The 5,181-nt window shown below is 73.2% G+C and carries 4 protein-coding genes; all 4 read right to left on the bottom strand.

What is annotated here, in order from left to right; all coding sequences use genetic code 11:
• The coding region (locus ACWF94_RS32700) for a hypothetical protein (RefSeq protein WP_453496840.1) at positions 1-878 on the bottom strand (878 nt) is incomplete at its 3' end.
• A gap of 36 nt (positions 879-914) precedes the next feature.
• The gene (locus tag ACWF94_RS32705) at positions 915-1,982 is read right to left on the bottom strand and encodes an NlpC/P60 family protein (RefSeq protein ID WP_453496843.1); all 1,068 of its coding nucleotides are present in this window, start codon (positions 1,980-1,982) and stop codon (positions 915-917) included.
• A gap of 323 nt (positions 1,983-2,305) precedes the next feature.
• Positions 2,306-3,331: an NlpC/P60 family protein gene (locus tag ACWF94_RS32710; RefSeq protein WP_453496846.1), complete on the bottom strand. Its 1,026-nt coding sequence runs from the start codon at positions 3,329-3,331 to the stop codon at positions 2,306-2,308.
• A 741-nt stretch (positions 3,332-4,072) separates the two neighbouring features.
• Positions 4,073-5,181 (bottom strand): NYN domain-containing protein (locus ACWF94_RS32715; protein WP_453496849.1); only part of this gene is annotated, 1,109 nt, incomplete at its 5' end.

Raw genomic sequence — 5,181 nt, forward strand, 5'->3', positions numbered from 1 at the left:
GGGGTGGCCCGGGAGGTGTAGGCGCGGGTCGCGACATGGGTGGTCTCATGCGTGAGGACGACGTCCTGGCCGAAGTCGCCGAGGACGGCGTAGGCGGCCGGGTTCACGATCACCCGGTCGGCGGGCGCCGCGCCCGTGGTCCCGGTCTCGCCCGTGGTGACGGCGGCGATGCCCCGGTACCCGGCCGCGGGGGCGCCCAGCAGCGCGCCCATCGCGTCCAGCGATGCGGGGACGAGGACGACGACCCGGCCCGCCCAGGGGGAGCGCCAGGCGGCCGAGACCGTGGGGACGGAGCGGTCGGCGGTCGCCGCGAGGTCCTTGAGCCGGGCGGGGGCCTGGCCGACGGCGAGCACCAGGCTGCGTTCGCCGCGCACGGCGCGGACCGGACCCTGCTGCCAGAGCTGCTGCGCACCGCCCTTCGCCGGGCGGTCGGCGGTCACATACCAGCGGCCGTCGCGCCGCGCCAGCTCCAGGGCCCGGCCCGCGGTGACGGGAGCGGAGTCATAGCCGGTGACGCGGTAGCGCAGCTCCGCGTCGGCACGGGCCCGCTCCCCCTCGCGCCGTACCTTGCCGAGCCGGTACTCCCACGAGTCGAACGGCACCTCCGCGAGATTGCGGAACTGCCGGCGCTCCTCGGCCCGCAGCTCCGCCGTCCCGGGGGCGAGCGCGGCCAGGTACGCGCGCTCGTCGTGGGCGAGAACGGCCGCCGACCGCTCGTCCAGGGTGCGCCGGATATCCCGCTCGGTGGTGGTGGTGTCGGGTGAGGCGCCGGGTGTGCCGCAGCCCGCCAGCAGCGCGGGAGCGAGCAGCGCCCCGGCGAGCGAGAGCCCTGCCGTCCTCCGGATGGCCCGCCGTCCCGCGCGCCGATGTTCTGCCACCCCGCCGATCGTACGGAACGAACGCGGCGGCCCGGGTCAGACGCGGGTGACCGATGAGACGGGCATCATGCCGACGGGGTCGTAGCGCACCGATGCGCCGGGGTAGGGCGCGTGGACGACCTGGCCGTTGCCGACGTACATCCCGATGTGGCTGGCGTCGTCGCGGTAGGCGACCAGATCGCCGGGCCGGGCCTCGGAGAGGGGGACCTGGCGGCCTGCGTAGCGCTGCGCCTGCGAGGTGCGCGGCAGTCCGACGCCCGCCTGGGCGTAGGACCACTGGGTGAGCCCGGAACAGTCGAAGCCGGAGGGCCCGTTGGCGCCCCACACATAGGGGCGGCCCACCACGCCCCGGGCCGCCGCCACAGCGGCGGCGGCGCGCGGGGAGGCGGCGGAGTCGCCGGAGCCGGCGGCGGGTTCGGGCGCGGAGTCACGGCCGGAGCGGGAGGCCCGGGAGTCGCCGTCGTAGTCCGCGCGCTCCTGGGCGGACAGGGAGTTCAGCAGCCGCTGGGCCTGGGAGAGCTTGCGTTCGACGGTGCGCTTGTGCTGGGCGACGGCGGTCCGGCTGCGCTCCAGTTCGGCCAGGTCGCGGGTGGCCTCGGCGCGTTCCTGGCCGAGCCGGCGCTGCGCCCGCTGGAGGTCGTGGAGGGCCGAGTTCTGGCGCTCGCTGACCCGGCCCAGGAATTCGGCCCGCTCCAGATAGGTGTCCGGGTCCGAGGAGAGCAGGAGTTGGAGGGAGGGGTCGATACCGCCGGAGCGGTACTGCGCGCCCGCCAGGGATCCGAGCGCCCCGCGCATCCGGTTGACGCGCTCCTGGCCCCGGGCCACGCTGTCCTGCGCCCGGTCGACCTTCGCGCGCAGCTTCCCGGCCCGCTCGTCGGCCGCGTTGAACTTCTCGGTGGCCTTCTCGGCCTCCTCGAACAGCCGGTCCACCGCGGCCCGCGCACCCCCCGGGGAGGCGTCGTGCGGATCGGCGCTCGCCGCCCCGGCCCCGAGCGCCGCCGCGGCCGTCGCCGCCGCGGCGGTCAGTACGGTCGCCCGGGCACTGTGAGTCAGGCCGGTCCCTGAGGGCCGTCGAGTCCCTCGGGGTTGTCGGTGAGCTGCCACGGGCCGCGCTCCCTTCCGCTGTACGAGGTGTACGGGCGCAGCACGAAGTGCTGGGGAGCACAGGGGCGCCGTACGGGGCATGTCGCGCGGCAGACAGTAGCCGGACGATCACACAGCGGCCAAAGACATCGCAGGACACGCACAGCGGGCCCCGGCCGGGAGATCACAGGTCACCGGCAGGGCGCGGCGTCAGCGAGAGGTGCGGGAATTCCCCCGATTGGGCGTCCCGGCACGGGTGGTACCGGTGCCGGCGGAAGCATCACGGGCCCCGAAGTCACGGGCCTGAAGTCGCGGCCCCGAAGTCACGGGCCCTAAGGGGAGCGTCAGACCCGGACCCCGAACTGGTACGGCATGTTGTTGATCGACTCGTAGCGCACGACGGCGCCGGTGCGCGGCGCGTGCAGGACCTGGCCGTTGCCCGCGTAGAAGCCGACATGGTGCAGATCGCCGTAGAAGAACACCAGATCGCCCTGCTTGAGGTCGCTCTGGGAGCTGATCCGGGTGCCGATGCCCGCCTGGGCCTGGGAGGTCCGGGGTATGGAGACACCGGCCTGGGAGAAGGCCCAGGAGGTCAGTCCGGAGCAGTCGAAGGAGTTCGGGCCCGAAGCGCCGTAGACGTACGGCGTACCGATCTTGCTCTGGGCCGCTCCGAACGCGGACGACGCGCGCTGCGAGCCGGGCTTGGGCTTACCGAGGTCGGCGCGCTCGCTCGCGCGGTTGGCACGGGTGTCCTCGGCCTTGACGGCGGCGCGTTCCTTCGCGCTCAGCGAGTTGAGCAGCTTCTGCGCCTGGCCGAGCTTGGTCTGGACCTCGCGCTTCTTGGTGCCGAGTTCCTTACGGGTGTCGGCCAGGTCGCCCAGCTTGCTCTGGGCCTCCTTGCGCTGCTGCGCGAGAGTGCGCTGCTTGGCCTGGATCTCGTCGATGGCCTCGGTCTGCTTGGTGCCGATCTGGTCGAGCGCGGACGCCTTGTCGAGGTAGCTGTCCGGGTCCGAGGAGAGCAGGAGCTGAAGGGAGGGGTCCATCCCGCCGGAGCGGTATTGCGCGCTGGCCACCGAACCGAGGTTGTCCCGCAGGGTGTTCAGCTCGTCCTGGCCGCGGGCGACCTTGTCCTGAAGGGCGTCGACCTGCTTCTGGAGCTTGTTCTGCTGCTCCTTGGCACCGTTGAACTTCTCGGTGGCCTTCTCCGCCTCTTCGTAGAGCTTGTCGACCTTTTCCTTGACCTCGCTCTTGCTCGGCTTCGGATCGGCCTGGGCAGTCTGCGCGGTCATGGCGACGGCAGCGGCGGCGGTCGCGGTGAGCACGGTCACTCGGGTGCGGCTCGGCTGCTTGGGACGACGGTGGGACGCCACGGAGGCGAGCTCCTTCTTCCTCAGCCGCCTGCCGGGCTGTGGGGGGTTGAATCCCCGGCTCCACGCACCCAGCTCCCCCGGAATCAGGCTGAGACGCACGGACACGGCGGTACCTCCGCCGTCACCCCGGATGGGCGATCAACCGCGCGAAGGTTCGACGCCTGACCCTAGTGACGCTTCTGTGATCACTTCAAATCCTGCCGGGAAAAATCTTGGCCGGGAGCGTTTTCTTTACCCATATCCCACGCGTGGTAATGGCCAATTGACTCTCCGCCTCCTGCCAAGAGGAAGGAATCCGGCAGGAATTCGGGCATTGGGCATGGGAATTGACAATCGACACGATTGCGCCGGAGCGGCCGGAACGGCCCACCCCACGCCGGGGGCCTCGTAGCGAACGGGCCCCGCCCTCCCCCGGGTTCCGCCGCCGGTTCGCCGGGACGGTTCGCCACCGGTTCGCCGGGCGCGGATCAGAAGCGAGGCCGGCGCGGGCCGGACACAGGTCGTATCCGGTCCGGACCGGATACGGAGCGGATAGGGAGCGGATACGAGGCAGGCGCGGGCCGGACACGAGAGGCGCGGGCCGGACAGGTCGGACCGAGCACAAGCCGGGGCGCGGGGACCCGGTCGGACGCGAGGCCCGTCAGGCCCGGGCCTGGGTCGGACCCGGGCCTCGGTCAGACACAGAACCGGGTGGACCCGGGACTCGGTCAGACACAGAACCGGGTGGACCCGGAAACCCGGTCACACGCGGGAGAGGCGTCTCAGCAGCAGCACGGACGCGACCGGACGCGCCCCGGCCTTCGCCACACCGTCGGCGACCTCGCGATCGGTGGAGACCACGACGACGGGCCGGCCCGGCGGCTCCGCCCGCACCAGCTGACGGATCAGCTCGTCCGCCGTCACCCCCGGCTTGGAGAACAGCACCCGCACCCCGCGCGGTGGCGCGAGCAGCACCGGGGCCGCCAGTTCCGCGCCGTCGAAGACACAGGTGATCTCGGCCCCGGTCTGCGCCGCGAGCACCGACAGCCCGCCGAGCAGCCGCAGCCGCTGCTTCTCCAGCGGCATCGTGGGATAGCCGGTCTTGGTGACGTTGTAGCCGTCGACGACGAGATGGACCTGCGGCAGCGCGAGCAACTGGTCGAGGAGCGCGGGGTCGGTGTCGGAGAGCGCGCGGGTGGCGATGTCCTTGGGCGACATCCGGCCGGGTTCGACCGCGTCGACCGTGTCGGCGGGGTGGGCGGACACGGGCGGCAGCGCCAGTTCCCGGCGCAGCCCCTGGGCCGCGTCCAGCACGGTGTCCAGCAGCAGCCGCAGCCGCATGTCCTCGATCGAGCGGCCCTCGCGGGCGGCTCGCCGCCCGGCCTCCACCGACGCCTCCGCCTCACCGAGGCGTGCCTTGAGCCGCCGGGCCTCGCTCTCGGCCGCCGACACCCGGGCCGCGGCCTCCGACCGTACGGCCTCGATCTCGGCGCCCGCCCGGCGCAGCGCGGCCTCGCCGCGCTTGATGTCGCTCTGGGCACTGCGCATCTTGCGGCGGAGCGACTCGGCTTCCTTACGGGCCGTCTCCAGCTCACCGCGCAGCCGCTCGGTCTCGCTCTTGGTGAGCCCGCGCGCCTCGGCCAGCTCCGCGCGCAGCCGCTCCAGCTCCCGGCGGCCGGCCTCGTCGGCGCGCTCGGCGTCCGCGCGCTGGGCCTCCTCCCCCGCGGCGGCGACAAGTTTCACCCATCCGGTGGGCCGCAGGACATACGCGGCGGCGGCCACATCGAGGGGGTCGGCGGCGGCGGGCGGCGACCCGGCCGTCAGCGCGGCGCACAGCTCGGGCTGCGCCTGGGTGAGCCGCTCGCCGATGC

Source organism: Streptomyces sp. NPDC055078, assembly GCF_053607985.1.